General features: G+C 60.2%; 15 protein-coding genes. 13 read left to right on the top strand and 2 right to left on the bottom strand.

What is annotated here, in order from left to right:
- The first annotated feature begins 39 nt into the window (after nt 1–39).
- Together cbbX and rpe are read left to right on the top strand one after the other, a co-directional pair.
- On the top strand, nt 40–990 hold the full coding sequence (cbbX, locus tag RPS27_RS02395; protein ID WP_128955160.1) for a CbbX protein: 951 nt from the start codon (nt 40–42) through the stop codon (nt 988–990).
- Complete coding sequence (gene rpe / locus RPS27_RS02390; protein ID WP_128929480.1) at nt 987–1670, top strand: ribulose-phosphate 3-epimerase; 684 nt, start codon at nt 987–989, stop codon at nt 1668–1670. Before cbbX ends, rpe begins: the two co-directional genes overlap by 4 nt.
- Nucleotides 1671–1816: 146 nt before the next feature.
- Here the strand turns inward: rpe and RPS27_RS02385 are convergent, their stop codons facing one another.
- Nucleotides 1817–1972 carry a hypothetical protein gene (locus RPS27_RS02385; protein ID WP_164933596.1) on the bottom strand — a complete coding sequence of 52 codons (156 nt, stop codon included), beginning with the start codon at nt 1970–1972 and terminating at the stop codon, nt 1817–1819.
- A 337-nt stretch (nt 1973–2309) separates the two neighbouring features.
- Here RPS27_RS02385 and RPS27_RS02380 point away from each other — a divergent pair, with 337 nt between their 5' ends.
- The 8 genes from RPS27_RS02380 to RPS27_RS02345 are packed head-to-tail and all read left to right on the top strand — an operon-like array spanning nt 2310 to nt 11066.
- Nucleotides 2310–3731: an ABC transporter substrate-binding protein gene (locus RPS27_RS02380; RefSeq protein WP_232995561.1), complete on the top strand. Its 1422-nt coding sequence runs from the start codon at nt 2310–2312 to the stop codon at nt 3729–3731.
- A 47-nt stretch (nt 3732–3778) separates the two neighbouring features.
- Nucleotides 3779–4753, top strand: coding sequence for a carbohydrate ABC transporter permease (locus tag RPS27_RS02375; protein WP_245478029.1), 975 nt, complete (start codon nt 3779–3781; stop codon nt 4751–4753).
- Between the two features lie 11 nt (nt 4754–4764).
- Complete coding sequence (locus tag RPS27_RS02370) at nt 4765–5625, top strand: carbohydrate ABC transporter permease (RefSeq protein ID WP_128929482.1); 861 nt, start codon at nt 4765–4767, stop codon at nt 5623–5625.
- On the top strand, nt 5622–6563 hold the full coding sequence (locus tag RPS27_RS02365) for a ribokinase (RefSeq protein ID WP_128929483.1): 942 nt from the start codon (nt 5622–5624) through the stop codon (nt 6561–6563). Before RPS27_RS02370 ends, RPS27_RS02365 begins: the two co-directional genes overlap by 4 nt.
- Entirely contained in the window at nt 6560–7330 is a 771-nt protein-coding gene (locus RPS27_RS02360; RefSeq protein WP_128929484.1) for an SDR family NAD(P)-dependent oxidoreductase, read from the top strand. Before RPS27_RS02365 ends, RPS27_RS02360 begins: the two co-directional genes overlap by 4 nt.
- The gene (locus RPS27_RS02355) at nt 7323–8147 is read left to right on the top strand and encodes an HAD-IIA family hydrolase (RefSeq protein WP_128955161.1); all 825 of its coding nucleotides are present in this window, start codon (nt 7323–7325) and stop codon (nt 8145–8147) included. Before RPS27_RS02360 ends, RPS27_RS02355 begins: the two co-directional genes overlap by 8 nt.
- A complete protein-coding gene (locus RPS27_RS02350) occupies nt 8147–9256 on the top strand; it encodes an ABC transporter ATP-binding protein (RefSeq protein WP_128929486.1) in 1110 nt (369 codons plus the stop codon). Before RPS27_RS02355 ends, RPS27_RS02350 begins: the two co-directional genes overlap by 1 nt.
- Nucleotides 9257–9290: 34 nt before the next feature.
- Nucleotides 9291–11066 carry a phosphoenolpyruvate hydrolase family protein gene (locus RPS27_RS02345; protein WP_128929487.1) on the top strand — a complete coding sequence of 592 codons (1776 nt, stop codon included), beginning with the start codon at nt 9291–9293 and terminating at the stop codon, nt 11064–11066.
- A gap of 12 nt (nt 11067–11078) precedes the next feature.
- On the opposite strand, the gene RPS27_RS02340 is transcribed toward RPS27_RS02345, so the two are convergent.
- Nucleotides 11079–11576 (bottom strand): hypothetical protein, encoded by a 498-nt coding sequence (locus RPS27_RS02340; protein WP_232995564.1) that lies wholly within the window; start codon nt 11574–11576, stop codon nt 11079–11081.
- Between the two features lie 656 nt (nt 11577–12232).
- On the opposite strand from RPS27_RS02340, the gene RPS27_RS02335 reads away from it, so the two are divergent.
- From RPS27_RS02335 to RPS27_RS02325, 3 genes are read left to right on the top strand one after another with little or no spacing between them, the layout of a single operon-like run.
- Nucleotides 12233–13468, top strand: coding sequence for a Tm-1-like ATP-binding domain-containing protein (locus tag RPS27_RS02335; RefSeq protein ID WP_232995565.1), 1236 nt, complete (start codon nt 12233–12235; stop codon nt 13466–13468).
- 5 nt (nt 13469–13473) lie between these two features.
- A complete protein-coding gene (locus tag RPS27_RS02330) occupies nt 13474–14304 on the top strand; it encodes a phosphoenolpyruvate hydrolase family protein (protein WP_128929488.1) in 831 nt (276 codons plus the stop codon).
- A gap of 32 nt (nt 14305–14336) precedes the next feature.
- Nucleotides 14337–16115 (top strand): FAD-dependent oxidoreductase, encoded by a 1779-nt coding sequence (locus RPS27_RS02325; protein WP_232995567.1) that lies wholly within the window; start codon nt 14337–14339, stop codon nt 16113–16115.
- Nucleotides 16116–16158 lie beyond the last annotated feature (43 nt).

The raw sequence follows: 16158 nt of genomic DNA, 5'->3' as shown, positions 1-16158 counted from the left end.
TCATTTGCGGCGGCGAAGCCTCTTTATTCGAGGTCCAAGATGCTGGATGTGCCGCACACGACGACCATTGAGGTCAATGAGGTGCCTACTGCGTTTGACCTGCGCAAGGAGGCCGAGGCGGCGGGGATCACGGAGACCTTGCACCAGCTCGAACAAGAGTTGATCGGCTTGAAGCCCGTCAAGCAGCGGGTGCGGCAGATCGCTTCGCTCCTGTTGATTGAGCGGATCCGGCAGCGGGCCGGGCTCGTCTCCTCGGCCCCGACGCTGCACATGTCCTTCACCGGCAATCCCGGCACCGGTAAGACTACCGTCGCCCTGCGCATGGCGAAGATCTTGCACGGCCTCGGCTTCGTGCGGCGCGGACAGGTGATCTCGGTGACGCGCGACGACCTTGTCGGTCAGTATATCGGTCACACTGCGCCGAAGACCAAGGAGATCCTGAAGAAGGCGATGGGCGGCGTACTGTTCATCGACGAGGCCTATTACCTGCACCGGCCCGACAACGAGCGCGACTATGGTCAGGAAGCCATCGAGATCTTGCTGCAAGTCATGGAAAACCAGCGCGAGGATCTCGTCGTCATTCTCGCGGGTTATGGCGAACGGATGACCAGTTTCTTTGCCTCCAATCCAGGCTTCCGATCACGCATCGCCCACCACATCGAGTTTCCCGACTATTCGGAGGCGGAGCTGCTCTACATTGCCGAGCTTATGCTGAGGGAGCGCGGCTACCGCTTCTCGGCCGCGGCACGCGAGTCGTTCGAAAGATACATTGTGCTGCGCCGGACTCAGCCGTTCTTCTCCAATGCGCGCTCGGTCCGCAACGCTGTCGATCGCATCCGGTTGCGCCAGGCCGATCGGCTGGTCTCCGATCTCGACCGGATGCTCGAGATCGCTGATCTCGAAACCATCGATCCCTCCGACGTATTGGCGAGCCGCGTGTTCAGCGGCGGAGCTGGCAGCGAGCAGGCGACCGGGAGCAAATGTCCATGACCAGGGATATCGTCATTGCTCCCTCGATCCTGGCGGCGAATTTCGCGCGTCTCGGCGAGGAGGTCGCGGCGATCGACGCAGCCGGCGCTGACTGGATCCATTGCGATGTCATGGACGGGCACTTCGTGCCGAACATCAGTTTCGGTGCGGACGTGATAAAGGCGGTGAGGCCGTTCACCACGAAGACGTTTGACGTTCACCTCATGATAGCGCCCGTCGACGCTTATCTTGAAGGCTTTGCCAAAGCCGGTGCCGACATCATCACGATTCATGCGGAAGCCGGTCCACATCTCGATAGTTCGCTGCAGGCTATTCGCGCGCTCGGCAAGAAAGCGGGCGTAAGCCTGTGTCCGTCGACGCCGGAGGGTACAATCGAATATGTGCTCGATAGGTTGGATCTGGTGCTTGTCATGACCGTCAATCCGGGCTTCGGTGGCCAGGCGTTTTTGGAGTGCCAGATCCCCAAGATCAGGCGCATTCGCGCCATGATCGGCGATCGCCCGATCCGCCTTCAGGTCGATGGTGGTATCACGTGCCACAATGCTGCCGCCGTCGTGGAGGCTGGGGCCGACACGTTGGTGGCGGGTTCAGCCCTGTTTGGCGGCAATATCGCTGCCGAGTACGCCACCAATATCGCGGGCCTACGAATGGCAACTAGGGTTGGCCGGTCCCCGAGTTAGACTTCGGCATGGGTCAACAAACACGCAGGACGCGGCGGCTAGGCGCTATGCCGGAGGGACGATGGGGCCGTCGCGGTGAATTCCTCTGCCGTGCGCTTTAGTGGGAACTGCTCGGCTCGACCTCATCGTGATGAACCGCTGAACCATCACAAAGGCGTCAAGTCGAGCGCAAAAGCCATTGCGACGAGTAGAGAGAGCAGAAGGCCTGCTCCACAAAATATACCAAGAATCTTGAGAGTATCGCCGTCCTCAGCTGGTTTTCTGACCGTGCTGGAAACGACTCTTGCGATTTGCGCGATCATCCTGCAACTCCAATTGGCAATGCCAGACTGAAAGCAATTTATACTGAGAACAGCGTCATCGGGCCAGCATTGCAAGCATGAGAGGCTACTCTGCCTAGACCAAATGTCTGGCGGAGGCTTTTTTCAGATCGTTTTCGTATGCCTGCAAAAGTGCTGTTGAAGCGTCCACTGGCGCTTCGCATTGCGTAGCCTCGTCGCGGCCAGCCGATCTTATTTTAGAAACCCCGATTTCTGGCTCTTACCCAACCTTACCCAAACTCTGTGTCAAAAGCCGCTTAGCCCGTTAGAATGGCGCATAGCCTTCGCCTACCACGGCCTCTGCTAGAGGAGAGGGCGCGTGGTTTGCGGGCCAAAGAGCCCATCGGAGGGAATCATGCCAAGGACGCTAGCCGTTGTTTGCGGTCATTCGGCTCAACTTATCAAAAAAGCTCTCATTAACTCCACCGTGTGCGCCGGGGCGGCACTGGCTGCCACCCAGGCCTACGCAGAAGACATCAACTGGCGGCAATTCGAAGGCACGTCCATCGTCTGGGCCTACGATATTCACCCCTATGCTGACGCTGTTGCGGCTCAACTGCCCGAGTTCGAGAAACTCACCGGCATCAAGGTGACGCCGGAGCTTTATCCGGATGATGCCTATTGGAATAAGCTAACGATCCAGCTCAGCACGAAATCGCCAAGCTGGGATGTCGTCGGCACGGGCATCCAGCCCGCCTGGGACCTTGCCCCGGGCCAACTGCTCGAACCGCTCGATCGCTATCTAAACGATTCAAAGCTCACCTCTGCAGCCTACGACTACAAGGACTTCTTCCCAGCCTTGCGCGAAGCGCTGACATGGAAGGTCAAGGAGGGCCAGATCGAGGCCGGCAGCGGGCAGGTCTGGGCGATCCCCCATGGCTTCGAGAACATCCAGTTGTTCTACCGCAAGGATGTGCTGGACAAGCACGGTATCAAAGTCCCGAGCACCCCGCCGGAGATGTCGGCCGCTTGTGAGAAACTCAAAGCTGCCGATCCCACCATCACGCCTCTCGGCGTTCGCGGCGTAAGGTTCTGGAGCAGCATCCACACGGCTGCGATCTCGATTGCGAGGTCCTATGGCGTGCACGATTTCGTCGTCAAAGACGGCAAACTCGACACGGGCCTGGATTCGCCAGAGTCGATCGCCTTCCACAAAGACTATGTCGACATGATCAAGAAATGCGCTGCTCCCTCCTTTGCCAATGACAATTGGTACCAGGTGGTCGAAGGGATCAATTCAGGGCGGACCGCCATGGCGATCGATTCCAACATGTTCGGTTTCTGGAACGACGTCGCCGGCAAGCCCGCCTCCGGCAAGATCGCCTTTGCACCACCGTTGCGCGCACCGAACGGCAAGAACTTCGAATCCAACATCTGGATCTGGTCTCTGGCCATGAACGCCGCCTCCCAGAAGAAGGGCGCGGCCTGGCTCTTCATCCAATGGGCGACCTCCAAGCAGGTCGAGCTGAACGGTGCCGTTGCGGGCAAGCTCGTCAACTCTCCGCGCGCATCGACCTGGAGCGACAAGGCCTGGCTCGAATACGCCGCAAAGCCTGAATTCAACAACTTCGTCGAGACGTTCAAGACTGTGCAGGACCAGGCGCAACTCGCCTTTACGGCCCGCGTCGGCTTCGCCGAGGCAATGAATGCCTGGGCGGTGGCGATGCAGAAGATGGTCAATGGAGCGGATGTGAAGGCAACGCTGACCGACCTTGCCTCCGAGATCCGTTCGTCGATGTGAAGTCCCAAAGGGGGTGGTAGGCTTGCATGCCGCCCCCTTGGATTTCGATGTCAGTTGAAATGTATTCTTCAGGATTAGACGCAATCGTGACGCTGCAGTCTTCAGTGAGCCAACTCGCTTCGGCGCAAGACGGCGCGGCCAAGAGTGCCAGCCCGCCGCGCCTTGACTGGTGGAGCATCGCCGCGATCGCGCCGGCGGTCTTGATCCTTCTTGGCTTTCTGTTCCTGTTCTTCTACGGCGTATTTCAGTCCCTGACGGATCTCAAGTTCGGCCGGCCACTGGTCCACTTTATTGGCCTTACCAATTACGCCGCGTTGATCAAGACAGACGACTTCTGGAATAGCGTCCGAGCAACACTTGTCTACGCTGGTTCAGCGGTCCTTGCGGAAGCCGTGCTCGGCGTTGCCCTCGCCAAGCTCTTTGCCACCGAAGTGTTCCTGGCACGCGTGATGCGGCCGGTCATTCTGTTGCCACTCGTGCTTCCGCCCATGAGCGTTGCCTTGATGTGGACGACGATGATGGATCCGCAGAGCGGCATCCTGAACTATCTGCTGTCGCTTGTAGGAATGGGCCGGTTTGCATGGATTTCTGATCCCGCGACAGCGATGATTTCCCTCGTCCTGATCGACATATGGACTTACACCCCCTTTTTCACGCTGATCATCTTCGCCGGCCTCCAGGGCATCAATGAGGAGATCAGGGAGGCCGCGCGCGTCAATGGTGCAAAGGGCTGGGCAACCTTCCTCTACATCGAGCTGCCGTTGATCGCGCCCTACATCCTGATTGCTGCGGTCTTCCGTCTGATCGAATCTCTCAATCAATTCGACATCATTTTCGGAACGACGCAAGGCGGTCCCGGCAACAGCACCTCCGTTCTTTCCGTGCGCGCCTACATCACCGCATTCCAGAACCTCGCCTTCGGCCGGGGCGCGGCCCTCATGGTCGTCAATTGGATCATCGTCCTGGCCGGAGCGTTCCTCACGGTCAAGTTGTGGCGATACGTCCGACAACGCGTTAGCTGAAGAGACGCGACATGCGCCTAAATCGCTCAGGATCGACAAATATCGCTCTCAATCTGCTGGTTGGCATCTGCGCGCTCACTCTCGCTTTTCCGCTGATCTGGATCCTGCTGATGTCGTTGAAACAGCAGGGCGAGGTCATGGCCTGGCCGCCCAAGTTCATCTTCTCGCCGACGCTTGAGAATTTCCGGGTGCTGTTCGACGCCGCGCAGGCCGGCGCGACAAGCTATGGCACCATCAAGGTTGATTTCCTCACGCCAGTGACAAATAGCGTCGCCATCGCGCTCGGATCTGTTTTCGTCTCAATGCTCCTTGGCGTGCCCGCCGGTTACGTTCTGGCAAGGCGAGACATCCCGATGAAGGAGGACATCGCCTTCTTCATTCTTGGCTTCAGGTTCGCCCCGGCCTTGCTCGTCGTCATCCCGCTCTTCAACGTGTTCCAGACCATCGGACTCTACGACACCTATCTCGGCATGATCTGGGTCTACCAGGTCGTCACGCTGCCTATGATCGTGTGGTTGAGCCGCTCCTACATCGAGGATATTCCAAAGGACATCGAGGAGGCTGCAGCGATGGACGGGGCCAAACCTGTCAGGGTCATTCTGCATATCGTGCTGCCGCTTCTCAAGCCCGGCCTGATCGGCGCCTCCTTGCTGATCTTTCTGCTGGCCTGGCACAACTTCGCGCTCGGCTTGATCCTGAGCTCCACCAAGGCGCCGGTGACCGTCGCGCTACTCAAGCTGCTCAATCCGGGGGTGCAGTTCTATCCCGTCATGGCTGCAGGACTGGTCGTTACCATGATCATTCCGGTGATCTTGATCGTGATGGGCCAGCGCCACCTCGAACGTGGTCTCACTTTCGGGGCAGTAAAATGAATCCCAGGCCCTTGATGTTCTTTGGAACGACCAATCTCGACCTCTGCTTCAATGTCGAGCGGCTGCCAACGCCGGGTGAAAGTTTGATGGGCAAATTGAACCGCAATCCTGGAGGGAAGGGCGCCAATCAAGCCGTAGCGGCCGCACGGCTTGGACTGAAGCCCCTATTCTACACCCGTCTTGGCGGGGACGAGGCTGGCCAGTCCCTCTTGCAGTCACTGCGCGAAGCCGGAGTCCGTGCTGAGGCCATCACCATTTGTGCCGGTGAGGTCTCCGGCTCGGCCCTCGTCCTGGTGGGAGACGACGGTTCGAACATGATCGTGATCGATCCGGGCGCCAATCTGAATGTGATGCCGGCCATGGTTGAGAGCGCGGCCGCATTCATCGCGCCAGGCGCGCTCGTTGTTGCCGAAATGGGCTTGCCCATCTCCGCCCTCAACCGGCTCTTTGAAATGAAAAGCGAGAAGGGCTTCGAACTCATTTTTAATCCGGCGCCGGTCAGACCCGGGCTTTCGCCGGCGGCATGGCGACAAGTCGATTACGTGACCCCCAACCAGACCGAGGCCTTCGAGCTGACCGGGGTAGAGGTGACCGATTTCGACAGCGCCGCAGTGGCGGCGTCCAAGCTTCTGCACCTCGGACCCAAAGCCGCACTGATCACGCTGGGAGCGCAGGGCGCCTTCTATGCCGACGCGGCGCACTCGTTTGCGCTGCGTGCCTTTCCCGTCAAAGTCGTCGATACCACGGCCGCCGGGGACGCCTTCAATGGCGCTTTTGCCGCTTCGCTCGCTCAAGGCCTGCCTCTGAGGGATTCGGTCAGACGAGCACTAGCCGTTGCTGCCCTGTGCGTAACGCGCCGCGGGGCGCAGGCCTCAATGCCGCTGGCAGCAGAGGTCGATGAATTCCTCAAATCACAAACGATCTTGGAGTTGGAATGACCGAACAGTTCTCAGTCTCAGACAGAACGGTGCTCGTGACAGGGGCAGGGGGCGGCATCGGATCTGCCATTGTGAATGCGTTTCGGGCAGGAGGGGCCAACGTCGTTGCCACCGACGCCAATCTCGAAAGCCTCAGGCAGACATTGGTAGGACTTCCCCATGGCAATGGCGTGTTGCCGATGGCCATGGACGTTTCGCGCGAAGAGGACGTGGCGCGCGTGCTCGAGGAGATCGGAAAACGATTCGGCCGGCTCGACGTGCTCGTCAACAATGCCGGCGTTAAATCTGCCCAGCCGCTCCTCAGCGGGGCGGCCGACAAGATCGAACGCACAATCCAGATCAACTCGGTCGCAATCCTCCGCTGCTCGAAGCTCGCGATCGAGCGCTTCATGACAACCAAGGGCGGCCGCATCGTCAATGTCGGTTCCTCCTTGTCTTCGCAAGGCGCCGTATTCAACTATCAGGCCGGAGGGGCGGACTATTGCCTCTCCAAGGCAATCGTTCACGACATCACAAAGCTCCTTGCTTATGAATGCGCGCCGCTCAAGATCAATGTGAATGCAATCGCACCGGGGATCATCGACACCCCCATGCATGGCCGTCCGCGTGAGGAGACGGAAGCCCGCCATAGCGGCCGAATCCCATTGGGACGGGTTGGATTGCCGAACGACATTGCCGGCCTTGCCGTGTTTCTCGCAAGCCCTGCGGCCTCCTACATGACCGGCCAGATCGTTCACGTGAACGGCGGGATGCTGATGAATGGCTAAGTCCGGCACTCAGCTTCAATGGCCCGAGATCGCCGGTGTCATTTCCGATCTGGATGGCGTGGTCTACCGGGGGAACGCCGCGATCGCGGACGCCATCGAAGCCTTCAAGAGCTGGCAGCGGGCAAAACTTCCCTTCTGCTTCGTCACTAACAATTCGACCCACACGCCGGAAGATGTTGTGCGCAAGGTCGGAGGTTTCGGGCTTTCGATCTCCCCGAGGCAGGTCGTGACGAGCGCCATCACGGCCGCGGCGCTCATTCGCGCCCAATACCCGAAACTGACACGGGCCTTTGTCATCGGCGCGCCATCCCTTGCCAAAGCGATCGAGGAGGCGGGCCTCGAAGTCACCGATGCGAAGCCTGAAGTCGTGGTGATGGGGCTCGACCGCCAGATTACGCATGACAAGCTGCGAATTGCTGCTGCGGCTATCCTGGGCGGCGCCGTGTTCATAGGCACAAACCCTGATCTTCTCTTGCCGACTGCGGACGGCTTCGAACCAGGGGCAGGGGCCATGATCACGGCAGTTGCAGCCGCAACTCAAGTCCAGCCTCTGATCGTCGGCAAACCCGAGACGCACATGATCGAAGCCGCGCTTTCGCGGCTTGGAACGCCACGTCAATCCACATTGATGATCGGCGACCAGATACAGACAGATATCCAGGCCGGCAAGCGCGCCGGCCTTCCTGCCGTGCTCGTCACGACAGGCGTCCCACCTCGCAAGGACGCCGCGCTGCTGCCAGCCGACTTTACCGTGTCCAGCCTTTCAGAAATCGCCGTGAAGGCTGGTGTAGACACCGTACGGCAGAGGAGAGCGTGATGGCCAATGTTCGCCTGGAAGGCCTCAACAAGGCCTATGGCACTATCCAGATCCTGCGCAATATCGACCTCACCATCGATCACGGCGAATTCGTCGTCTTCGTCGGGCCTTCAGGGTCGGGCAAGTCGACCCTGCTGCGCATGATCGGCGGTCTCGAGCCGATTAGCGGAGGACGGCTTTTCATCGACAATGAGCTCGTCAACGACGTGGACGCGGCCGACCGCAATCTAGGCATGGTGTTCCAGAGCTACGCCCTCTATCCGCACATGACCGTCCGGGAAAACCTGGCTTTCCCCTTGCGGATGGCCAAAGCGACGAAAGCGGAGATCGGGAAGCGTGTCGCTGAGGCCGCGTCCTTATTGCAGATCGACCATTTGCTCGATCGCAAGCCACGGCAGCTCTCCGGCGGCCAGCGCCAGCGCGTGGCGATCGGGCGGGCCATCGTCCGCGAGCCCAAGGTGTTTCTGTTTGACGAGCCGCTGTCCAACCTCGACACCGAGCTGCGGGTGCAGATGCGGGTCCAGATCGCCAAGCTCCACGAGCAGCTTGGAAACACCATGATCTACGTCACTCACGATCAGGTCGAGGCCATGACCATGGCTGACAAGATCGTCGTGCTCAAGGACGGCAATATCGAGCAGGTGGGGAGCCCCCACGAGCTCTATCACTACCCGGCGTCGCGCTTCGTCGCCGGCTTCATTGGCTCGCCTAAGATGAATTTTTTGGGCGGTCATATCGAGGCCGCGCACGAGACAGGGGTGGAGGTCAGGCTTGACGCGGGCTCGACCGTCTCGGTCCCCGTTCGGCCGGATCAATTGCTGGTCGGCAAGCCGATCACGCTCGGGATCCGTCCCGATGATTTCTCGCAGCCGGCAGAAGACAAAGAGATCGCTCTCGAGCTGGACGTCGATTTCGTCGAGCACCTTGGCAGCGTCACCTACATCTACGGCAACGCGGGCAAGGAAGCCGTGGTCGCCAAAGCGCCACGGCTCGAGCCAGCCAAACGATCTGGCAAGGTCCGCCTTGCGGCTTCACCAGCCGATTGCCACCTGTTCACGGCCAACGGCAAGGCCCTGCAGCGGTTGCACGCACCGGCAAATTGGAGCTAATTTTCGGGCCTGCCGCACAGGAGGGGCGGCCGGTATGCACAACCGGGTAGAGCAGGTCAAGAACGCAGGAATCAGGCAGTTCTTCCGCAATTCCCGTTCATTCGTGCTCGGGGCAGGCATCGGCTCGGGCATGACCGCAAGGGCGGCCGAACGGGCGGGTGCAGATTTTGTCCTTGCGCTCAACGCTGGCCGTTTTCGCGCCATGGGCGGCTCCTCGCCAGCCTCGATCCTGCCCATCCGCGATAGCAACGAATTCGTCGCCGGATTCGGCCGAACCGAGATCCTGCCCAGCACCAAACTGCCGGTCTTTTTCGGCGCATGCACCTTCGATCCGCGCCTCGATCTCGATCGCTTCCTCGACCGGATCATCCGATGGGGCTTTACAGGGGTTACCAATTTCCCCTCCGTCATCCACATCGACGATTTTAGAAGGTCCTTGCTCGAGAAATCTGGCCTCGGCTACGAGCGAGAAATCGAACTTCTAACAAAAGCCCGTCAACGCGGTTTGATGACGATTGCCTATACCCGCTCCCAGGCCGAAGCGCGGCGCATGGTCGAGGCAGGCATTGAGGCGATCTGCATCAACTTCAATCTCAATCGCAGCGTCGAAAGCGGATCTGATCCATCGATCAGCCAGTCCGAGCTCGCAGCGCGGACCAGCGCCGTGACACGGGTGGCGCACTCCACCGACAAGAACGTCATCTGTCTACTCGGCGGCGGACCCATTACAAAGCCGGACGAACTCCTCGATATCTGCCGCGAAACGGGCGTCCAGGGCTTCATAGGCGGCTCTTCGCTGGACCGGGTCCCGTTGGAGATGTCGGTCCTCGAGGTCACATCCGGGTTCAAGACGATTCATCTCTTGCGCGAGAAAGTCGATCTGCTCGAGCGTCAGCTCCAATTGAGCGGGTTCAGGCACGGCGTCATTGCCCAATCCTCAGTCATGAAGCGGGTGCTCGAGACCGCCAAACGCCTGGCTGCCAATCCTAATCCTGTGCTCGTGTGGGGCGAAACGGGCTCGGGAAAACGCAGGATAGCGAATCTCGTTCACAGCTTCAGCGACCGCAAACATACAAAGGCTGCGCTCTTCCAGTGCCGCGCGGGGCCGGCAGCGGGCAACATCGGTGCATTGTTCGGCGCGGAGCGCGACGAGACCAGGAAGCGCCAACTATCGATTCTTGAAGCTGCAAACGGCACTGCCGTCCTGCTGCTGCATCTGGATCAACTGCCGCGGGATGGCCAGGAGCGTCTTGCTGATTACCTCGAGACCGGCGGTTTTGCACCCCTGAACGGGGTATCGGTCGTGCGGTCCAACGCACGGATCATTGCAACAGCGACAATTGCTCGCAGCGCCAGCCTTCAAACCGTGCTCTGTCCTCGGCTTCTTGCCCTGTTTACCGGGCTTGACATTGCCCTGCCGGCCTTGCCGGACAGGCTCGAAGACCTTCCCCAACTGGTCCAGCATTTCACGGTGGAAGCGAAGGGAGATTCAAACGCGCCGACGTTGGGAATAGAGAATTCTGCCTTCCTGGCGCTTGCCGGGCATGATTGGCCGGGAAACCTGCGAGAGTTGCGCCAAATCGTCAACCAGCTGGTGACGCTGCAACTGTCACACATTACGGCTGACGTCCTAAGGCCTTTGCTGACCGCGTCATCGGCCGTGAAACGGACAAATGTGTTCTCCGAGCGCGAGTGGATCATCGAAGGGCTGAAACGAAACAAGCTCCACCGCGGAAAAACTGCCCAGTCCCTTGGACTCTCCAGGAAGACCCTCTACAACAAGATCAAGAAGCTGCGGATCCTGGAGTAGCTCTGCTCCTCATTATTTTCGCGCTGGCGGCTTCGTGCCGCTCAGAAGCGCGAACTTCGCCACCGGCGCTCCTCGCTTCCCGGCGCTTACCAAATCGACGCCATCGCCAATCACGAACTTGAGCGCTTCTTCCGGCATCTGGACCAGGCCGGCCAGATGCGAGCCGATGCGCCGCTCGGCCATTGCGGTCTTAGAGATGTCGTCCGTCGCGAACAACACCCTGAAGTCCAAATTGGCAAACCATTCCAGACGTCGAAGCTCGATCTCCTGTCCGCTTTCAATGGGCGTCCCTGTCGTTGACCGCTCAATGAGAGACGCCGGCGGGAAGTTGATGATCCCCTTGATCCCGGCCTCTTTCAACGCATCGGCAAGATCCTCCCAGCACGCGAAGGGATCGATCATGACGATCGCGGCGTAAACACCCGCAGATCTCTCCTTTCGGAACGTGCGCAGATCCCGTAACAGACAATCGTTCCAGTCAACGACGGGCAAGGTCGCCATGACCAGCATGGAGCCTTCCGGAAGGCTCCCTAAAGCCGGCGCATAGATTGCTAGGCAATAACCCTCGCGCGTGTCCGACCTGCTTGAAATGAGCTCGCCGACTGCTCTTTGCTTCAACCGCCTCTACCCAATCTTACCCATTTAAACATCGCACTGATCTTATACGGCATTTCAGTTCGGTCTAGAGATCTGCACGACATCTAGGCACGTCAGGCTTCCGACGACGTCTCATCTATCCGCTGGCAGGCCGGCCTCGTCTGCTTCCTCCCTCGACTTACGCCGCTGTTGGAGAGCTCCAGCAGCGGTCTCTTTTTAGAATTCAATTCACAGGCATTGAACCGCGCGAGCTGTCCACCCGCCCGCCACTTGGCACTTTTTGCAATGGGTGAAACAGCGTCCCAAGGGCTGGCGGAGATGACCTTCGCCTGCTGCGCACCGCGTGCGTCTCATGGGCCCGAAAGGACGCCGGACAGAAGATGCCGGAAGAGGAGAGGGGAAGACACGCCGCAGACAGGACAGGCAACCTTGGCTAGAGCCACCGGTGCGCTCCCGAGCGCTTCGAGACATCTACCCAATATTACCCAACTCTCCCCGGCGCGGCACTTATTGAGCGTCTCGGCCGCGTTTAGACCATTCGTATCAAGCAGGATCGGAGAGGAAAGATCGTGTCGCACCATTGCACCGACGACGCGAAGTCGGCCAGGCTTGGGCGCTCGCCCAAGGTCGGAGCCGCTGGCGCCGTTGCAATCGTGGCGACGCTCGATACGAAGGGCGCAGAAGCATCTTATCTCCGAAACGTCATCGAAGGCCTGGGCCGCACGACGGTGGTCTTAGACGTCGGTACGTCCAAGGCAGGGTCGGACAAAGAGCCGACAGATGGCGGCCGCGCCGTTTCTCCCGTCGAGCTCTTGAACGACATTGCCCAATCGGCCCGCAAAATGGTCGATGATCTTCGCCAATCAGGCGCGATCAGCGCAATTGTCGGAATTGCGGGTGGCAAGGGCAGCGCCGTCTTTGGCGAAGTCGTCCGCGATTTACCATATGGCTTCCCGAAGCTCCTTGTGAGTAGCGCCAGGCCCGCACTGCTCGCCGAACTGGCCGTCCATAACGACATCATCCTCTATCCGACCCTTGTCGACCTCTTCGGGATCAACGCCTTCACCCAACGCGTGCTGGACAATGCCGGCCGCGCCGTGGCCGCCATGCAATATGAGCCATCCCGTCAGAGGAGACGGAAGAAAATCGTCGCCATCACGGCCTTCGGAGTTACGACGCCGGCGGCCAATCAATGCGTAAGACGTCTTGGAGAGGCCGGCCTCGATGCGATCGTTTTCCCCGCTAACGGGGCCGGCGGGCGCAAGATGGAACAGCTAATCGCGGCCGGTGAGTTTGACGCTGTAATCGATCTGACCACAACCGAGCTTGCTGACGAAATCGTCGGTGGCACCGCCAGCGCCGGACCGGATCGGCTCAAGGCAGCCGCGGATCGATCAATCCCGCAGGTCGTCGCGCCAGGCGCAGTCGACATGGTCAATTTTGGTCCACCATCCAGCGTCCCCGATCAGTTTCGCTGCCGCCAGTTCTACTCCCATACTCGCTACACCACGCTCATGCGCACAACTCCGTCCGAAAACGCAAGCATCGGCCGGCTTACGGCCGAGCGGCTGTCGCGGGCCGAAGCGCCAGCCATCGTGCTCTGGCCGGCGAAAGGCGTCTCCGACTACGACCGCGACGGCGGCGTGTTCCGTGATTGCAATGCCGACCGCGCTTGGCTGGACGCGGTCAAGAACAATCTGCCGCCCAAAATCACGGTGCGCGAATTGAACTGTCACATCAACGATCCCGAATTTGCCGAGGCGGCCGCGAGTTGGATCCTCGAGCAATTGGCGCAGGAAGGCTGACTGCGATGCGGATGTTTGAGCGAAGCGAAATCCTAGCGAAGATCGCAAGCCAGGTGGCCGAGCGCAGAGCGGTTCTTGCCGCAGGCAGCAGCTGCGGCCTGGTGGCCAAATGCGCTGTCCTCGGGGGCGCGGACATGCTGGTGGTCTACTCTACCGGGCTGTCGCGCCTGATGGGGCTTCCGACCAGCCGGATCGGAGACTCCAACGCGCGCACGCTCGAGCTTGCCGCAGAAATCCGCAACGTTGTCTCTTCCATCCCCGTGATCGGCGGCGTTGAGGCCTGGGATCCCGTTCGGCTCGATCTCGATGCGTTGCTCGACAAATTCTGGGCGGCCGGCTTCTCAGGCGTGATCAACTATCCCACCATCTCGACCATGGGCGACAAATGGCGCGACCGCCGCGGCCGCGTCGGGCTCGGCTTCGAACGCGAAGTCGAGATGATCGCATCTGCGCGCAAGAAGAACATCTTCTCGCTCGCCTATGTCGCAAACCCGGACGATGCCAAGGCGATGGCAAGCGCCGGGGCCGACTGCATCATCCCTCATGTCGGCGCCACACGGGGCGGGCTCGTTGGCCATGAGGAAGGGCGGTCGGTCAAAGACGCGATCAATCGCATCAACGACATCAACGCCGCGGCCAGGAGCGGGCGCTCCGACGTTGTCCTGCTCTGCCATGGTGGTGCGATCGCAGAGCCCGCGGATACGGCCGAGGTGTACCGGTCGACGCAATGCGTCGGATTTGTCGGCGCCTCCTCCATCGAACGAATTCCGATCGAACGGGCAGTAAAGGCGGCAGCCGAGGAATTCAAAGCCGTCCCGCTTCCCCAACATCACTGACCTCAGTTCCAAGAAATCGCAGCGAGGCTGGAATGGACACACCGATGGGCCAATCAAGCAAGGGCATGACCGTGGCGATCGCCCGAAGCGCAAGGGCGGATCACGAATGGGCAACCGACGTTCTCGTAGTCGGGAGTGGTGCAGCCGGGCTCTCGGCCGCCCTCTATGCGGCAAAAGCAGGACTGCGCGTCACTGTCTGCGAAAAATCCGCCCGGCTCGGCGGCACGACAGCTCTTTCCAATGGTATGATCTGGGTTCCTTGCTCACCCCAGGCGCGCTCAGCGAAGATCGACGACTCGCTTGCGAAGGCAAGGACCTACCTGCAGCACGAACTTGGCACCTATTACCGGGCAGGCTTCATCGATGCTTATCTCGAGGACGGCCCAGCTGCACTTGCCGCCCTTGAGGACGGGACAGAGGTCAACTTCACGCTGGCCTCGGCGCCCGATTATCATTCGAGCCAGATCGGCGGCGTCGACAAGGGCCGGGCACTGAGCCCGGCTCCCTATGATGGGCGCCTTCTCGGAGCCGATTTCGATCTGATCGGCGATCCCATCCGGGTTGTGCTTGGTGGAATGATGATCTCATCCAGCGAGGTCAGAAGCTTCCTCAATCCCTTCCAATCCTTTGCCGCCCTCAGACACGTCTTGCGGCGTGTCGGTCGCTACGCGCGTGACCGGCTGGGCCACAGGCGCGGGACAGAGCTCAGCGGAGGGAACGCCCTGATCGCGCGCCTGGTCGTCAGTCTGCGCAAGCACGGCGTCGAGATATGGCCTGGCTCCCCGCTGATAGAGCTGATCAGGGAAGATGGGCGTGTCACCGGAGCCGTCGTCAAGCGGAACGGTTCCGACCTTCGCGTGCGCGCCTCGCATGGCGTCATCCTCGCAACGGGCGGATTTGCTCGCAGCGCAGAGTTAAGAGCCAGCCTCAGCGGTCCCCACCAGCACGATGACACGCTGGCCCATGTGGACGTTGTGGGCGATGGCATTTCCCTGGCGTCCAGGCTTGGAGCTGCGATTGACAACAATGTCGCCTCTGCCGGCTTTTGGACTCCCGTCTCAATTCTCAAGAGCGGCAGCTCCTCCCAAGTGGTCCCCTATGGCTGGCTCGATCGCGGCCGTCCCGGCGTCATCGCAGTGGGGCCGGATGCCAAGCGTTTCGTCAACGAATCCAATTCGTATCACGACATTTGCCTGGCGATGTTCACCAGCGGCTATCCGGCAGATAAGCGATTTTACTTCATCTGCGACCTGGAGTTCGTACGGTTGAGAGGTATGGGACATCTGCTGCCCTGGCCCTGGACCTTGAGGATCGGAAAATATGCGCGCCTTGGGTACATCAAGGTCGGCCGGACAATTCCTGAACTTGCCAAACAGCTGGGGCTAGATCCGGCTGCGCTTGAAAAGACCGTCGAAGAGCACAACACGCACGCTGCTGAGGGGCGCGATCCGCTGTTCAAACGCGGTGAATCCGCCTTTAATCGCACGCTCGGCGATCCGGCCGTGAGCAAGAAAAACCCAAATCTCGGACCCATCAAGACAGGCCCGTTTATCGCGCTTCCAATCGTTCCGGCAACGCTCGGCACGGCCACCGGCCTGGCAACCGACACTTGCGGCCAGGTCCTAGACGGGCAGGAAAGATCCATCGCGGGCCTTTACGCTTGCGGCAACGACATGACATCCCCGATGCGCGGCATCTATCCAGGAGCAGGCATCACCATCGGGCCTGCGATTGTGTTCGCGTACCGGGCTGTCAACGCCATCCTATCGGCGACGCAGCAAAAGACAAAGGCTGCCGCTTCTGGAGCTTGACATCGTTTGCATGGGGCGAGCGCGTGATCGACGAAGCATTGGC

It is taken from the genome of Bradyrhizobium sp. WYCCWR 12699 (assembly GCF_032144035.1).
In the GTDB taxonomy this organism is placed as follows: Bacteria; Pseudomonadota; Alphaproteobacteria; order Rhizobiales; family Xanthobacteraceae; genus Bradyrhizobium.
Note: the sequence above shows the minus strand (reverse complement) of the source record. Positions and strands in the feature narration are given on the sequence as shown.

Coding starts and splice junctions, on each gene's coding strand:
- cbbX (WP_128955160.1), top strand. CDS start 40: ATGCTGGATGTGCCGCACACGACGACCATTGAGGTCAATGAGGTGCCT.
- rpe (WP_128929480.1), top strand. CDS start 987: ATGACCAGGGATATCGTCATTGCTCCCTCGATCCTGGCGGCGAATTTC.
- RPS27_RS02385 (WP_164933596.1), bottom strand. CDS start 1,972: ATGATCGCGCAAATCGCAAGAGTCGTTTCCAGCACGGTCAGAAAACCA.
- RPS27_RS02375 (WP_245478029.1), top strand. CDS start 3,779: ATGTCAGTTGAAATGTATTCTTCAGGATTAGACGCAATCGTGACGCTG.
- RPS27_RS02370 (WP_128929482.1), top strand. CDS start 4,765: ATGCGCCTAAATCGCTCAGGATCGACAAATATCGCTCTCAATCTGCTG.
- RPS27_RS02365 (WP_128929483.1), top strand. CDS start 5,622: ATGAATCCCAGGCCCTTGATGTTCTTTGGAACGACCAATCTCGACCTC.
- RPS27_RS02360 (WP_128929484.1), top strand. CDS start 6,560: ATGACCGAACAGTTCTCAGTCTCAGACAGAACGGTGCTCGTGACAGGG.
- RPS27_RS02355 (WP_128955161.1), top strand. CDS start 7,323: ATGGCTAAGTCCGGCACTCAGCTTCAATGGCCCGAGATCGCCGGTGTC.
- RPS27_RS02350 (WP_128929486.1), top strand. CDS start 8,147: ATGGCCAATGTTCGCCTGGAAGGCCTCAACAAGGCCTATGGCACTATC.
- RPS27_RS02345 (WP_128929487.1), top strand. CDS start 9,291: ATGCACAACCGGGTAGAGCAGGTCAAGAACGCAGGAATCAGGCAGTTC.
- RPS27_RS02340 (WP_232995564.1), bottom strand. CDS start 11,576: ATGCTGGTCATGGCGACCTTGCCCGTCGTTGACTGGAACGATTGTCTG.
- RPS27_RS02330 (WP_128929488.1), top strand. CDS start 13,474: ATGCGGATGTTTGAGCGAAGCGAAATCCTAGCGAAGATCGCAAGCCAG.
- RPS27_RS02325 (WP_232995567.1), top strand. CDS start 14,337: ATGGACACACCGATGGGCCAATCAAGCAAGGGCATGACCGTGGCGATC.